At 68.1% G+C, this 1,068-nt stretch carries 1 protein-coding gene and 1 pseudogene; both read left to right on the top strand.

The window, feature by feature from the left end:
- Positions 1 to 308, top strand: a pseudogene (locus AC2VON_RS22935) (hypothetical protein); the annotation flags it as partial.
- 295 nt (positions 309 to 603) lie between these two features.
- Positions 604 to 981, top strand: a complete 378-nt coding sequence (locus AC2VON_RS22930; RefSeq protein WP_486954908.1) for a hypothetical protein — start codon at positions 604 to 606, stop codon at positions 979 to 981.
- The last annotated feature ends 87 nt before the right edge of the window (positions 982 to 1,068 follow it).

Raw genomic sequence — 1,068 nt, 5'->3', positions numbered from 1 at the left:
ACGACACCATTGCTGCTGTTGCCTCCGGTGCCCGCAGCACAGCTGGCACTGCTTCCCACGTCAACGGCGGCGTGGGCGGAACCGGACTGGTCGCAGGCAAGGACGGAGTGGGCAGTGCGGGCGGCGATGCCGGTAACGGCTGCAACGGTGGGCTTGGCGGCAACGGCGGCTCAGGCGATGATGGCTACCAGTCCACGGTTGCCGGAGCCGACGGCGACAACGGCGGCAACGGCGACGACAGTGGCGTCCAGGCAGAGCAGCTTCCTAACCGGGGCGCTTTCGGGATAACCCATCGCTGCGAGCACTGATGGCCGGCCCCCCCCAGATAGGCACCTACGAGTTTATCCGCCGTACCCAGCTCGGCGACGACTCGTTGGATCGCCGAAGCGCGGTTTCGTGACCGGGACGGCGAGACCCGCCGGGTGAAGTCGTCGGGCAGCACCGGAGCCCGCGCCGGTGTCTGAGGTGCTGACCCGTTGGCTCGTGGAGGTGGATGGCTCGGAACGAACGACACAAACCAAGGACTACTACCACCGCGCGGTCGAGCAGGTCGTCGTCCCGCGCGTCGGGTAGCTCCGTATCCGTGAACTCAACCCGCAACGGGTGGATGGCTTCCTGCGGGAGCTGCCTGCCCGCGTCGGCAATGCGAAGACGGTGCTGCGCCAAGCCAGTTCGATGGCTGTGCGGTTCGGGCTGTTGGAGTACAACCCGGTCGTGGAGGCGTACACCCCGCCGCGCAAGCGGGGGAAGCCGAAGGCTCTCACCGCCGATGACGTTGAGACACTGCTGGGGCGTATCGCCGCCTGGCAGCAGGCCCAGTCGTTCGGGCCGAGGCACGGCTATGACCTGTGGAGCAATTCACCCTGCTCCTGGCGACGGGCACCCGCATCGGTCACCCCGCACACCTTCCGCCGGAAGGTCGCCACGATGGTCGAGCGCGCCTACGGCGCCGAACACGCCGCCAAGCAGTCGGGCCATTAGACCCGGACGTGACCCGCCGGCACTACATCGAACGGTCGCTCGCAGCCCCCGACGTGTCCTCGGCGCTGGACGCTCTGGCCCCGAAAC

The organism is Mycobacterium sp. TH-M82, assembly GCF_057473605.1.
The sequence above is the reverse complement of the archived record's forward strand: the minus strand, read 5'-3'. Positions and strand labels throughout refer to the sequence as shown.